This window comes from Mesorhizobium sp. M7D.F.Ca.US.004.03.1.1, assembly GCF_003998635.1.
In the GTDB taxonomy this organism is placed as follows: domain Bacteria; phylum Pseudomonadota; class Alphaproteobacteria; order Rhizobiales; family Rhizobiaceae; genus Mesorhizobium; species Mesorhizobium loti.
Genome location: NZ_RZQG01000996.1, coordinates 1 through 2,085, shown reverse-complemented (window position 1 = coordinate 2,085; position 2,085 = coordinate 1). Strand labels below are relative to the sequence as shown.

The window sequence follows — 2,085 nt, the reverse complement described above, 5'->3', positions numbered from 1 at the left end:
CAGTCAAGCCGATCGACTTCGCCACCGCATCGAACTCGCTGGCCCCGGTTCCGGCCTGTTCGTTCCAGCCGGTCGGATGGTCGGAGACGTAGAGTTCCATGACGCCGCGGCGAATGGCGTCGAGCCGCTCGGTCTGCGTGCGCACGATCATGCCTTCGCCGACAGGCGTCGTGCAGGACGCCGGCGTGCCGCCGCGCCCTTCGATCTCGACAAGGCAGACACGGCACGAACCGAAGGAGTCCAGCATGTCGGTGGCGCAAAGCTTCGGGATTTCGACCCCGCCTTCCATCGCGGCCCGCATGATCGAGGTGCCTTCAGGCACGGTGATGCTGCGCCCGTCTACGTTCAGCGTGACTTGCTTCTGCGCCTTCGACTGTGGAGTTCCGTAGTCGATCTCTTCGACGAGGGATGGGAAGTCGGCCTTGATGTTCATCTGCCAGCTCCTATTCGGCAGCCACGCGCACGGGCGCTGGCTTGAAGTCGTCGGGGAAATGGGTGATCGAGCTCATGACGGGGTAGGGCGTGAAGCCGCCCAGCGCGCAGAGCGAACCGAATTTCATCGTGTTGCAGAGGTCGGTGACCAGAGCGAGGTTCTTCTCTGGCTCAATGCCCGCGGCTATTCTGTCGATGGTCTCCACACCGCGCGTCGAGCCAATGCGGCAGGGCGTGCACTTGCCGCAACTTTCGATGGCGCAGAACTCCATGGCAAAGCGCGCCTGTTTCAGCATGTCGGCGGTGTCGTCGAACACCACGATGCCGGCATGGCCGATCAGCCCGTCCTCGGCGGCGAAGGCTTCATAATCGAATGGCGTGTCGAACAGAGCGCGCGGGAAATAGGCACCGAGCGGGCCACCGACCTGCACTGCCTTGACCGGACGCCCTGTCGCCGTGCCGCCGCCGATCTCGTCGACGATCTCGCCCAGCGTCATGCCGAAAGCGGCTTCGAACAGGCCGGCATATTTGACGTTGCCGGCGATCTGGATCGGGATCGTGCCGCGCGAGCGGCCCATGCCGAAATCCTTGTAGAAGGCCGCACCCTTGTCCATGATGACAGGCACCGAGGCCAGTGAGATGACGTTGTTGATCACCGTCGGCTTGCCGAACAGCCCCTTGTGCGCCGGCAGCGGCGGCTTTGCCCGGACCATGCCGCGCTTGCCTTCGAGCGAGTCGAGCAGCGCCGTCTCCTCGCCGCAGACATAGGCGCCTGCGCCAACCCGGATCTCCATGTCGAAAGCGTTGGGTGAACCCAGCACGCTGGCGCCAAGAACGCCGGCCTTGCGAGCGATCTCGACGGCCTTGTTCATCACCGCCACCGCATGCGGATATTCCGAGCGGATATAGACAAAGCCCTTGGTCGCACCCGTGGCGATACCGGCGATCGTCATGCCTTCGATCAGCACGAAGGGATCGCCCTCCATGATCATGCGGTCGGCGAAGGTGCCTGAATCGCCTTCGTCGGCGTTGCAGACGATGTATTTGCGGTCGCCAACGGTATCGAGCACCGTTTTCCACTTGATGCCGGTCGGGAAGCCCGCGCCACCGCGCCCGCGCAGCCCGGATTCGGTCACCTGGGCGACAATGGCGGCGGGCGTCAGTCCCAACGCGTTCGTCAGGCCGTTCAACCCGCCATGTTTCTTGTAGGATTCGAGCGACAGCGGATCCGTGACGCCGCAGCGCGCGAAGGTCAGCCGCGTCTGCTTGGCCAGGAAGGGGATTTTGTCCGGCGCGCCCAGCCAGCGCTTGTGATGGCCGCCCGTGAGGAAGCCGCTGTCGAACAGGCTTTTGACGTCGGAGGTTTTCACCGGCCCGTAGGCGACGCGGCCGTTGGCTGTCGCAACTTCGACCATCGGTTCGAGGAAATAGGCGCCGCGCGATCCGTTGCGCACGATCTTGGCCTCGATGCCGCGCTCGGCGAGTTCACTGGCAATCGCTTTGGCGACCTTTTCGGCGCCAAGCGCCAGTGCGCCGGAATCGCCGGGAATGTAGATACGCGGGATCATGAGCGCACCTCGGCAACGATCTCATCGAGCTTTTCATCATCGAGCCGCCCGATCACTTGGCCATCGAGCATTGCGGCGGGCGGAA

2 protein-coding genes and 1 pseudogene are annotated in these 2,085 nt (G+C 64.0%); all 3 read right to left on the bottom strand.

The window, feature by feature from the left end; translation table 11 throughout:
* The coding region (locus EN935_RS32970; protein WP_127374074.1) for a 2Fe-2S iron-sulfur cluster-binding protein at nt 1–433 on the bottom strand (433 nt) is incomplete at its 3' end.
* 10 nt (nt 434–443) lie between these two features.
* The gene (locus tag EN935_RS32965) at nt 444–2,000 is read right to left on the bottom strand and encodes an NADH-quinone oxidoreductase subunit NuoF (RefSeq protein ID WP_127374073.1); all 1,557 of its coding nucleotides are present in this window, start codon (nt 1,998–2,000) and stop codon (nt 444–446) included.
* Nucleotides 1,997–2,085: pseudogene (locus EN935_RS42405) on the bottom strand (formate dehydrogenase subunit gamma); the annotation flags it as partial. The pseudogene EN935_RS42405 and the gene EN935_RS32965, both read right to left, overlap by 4 nt.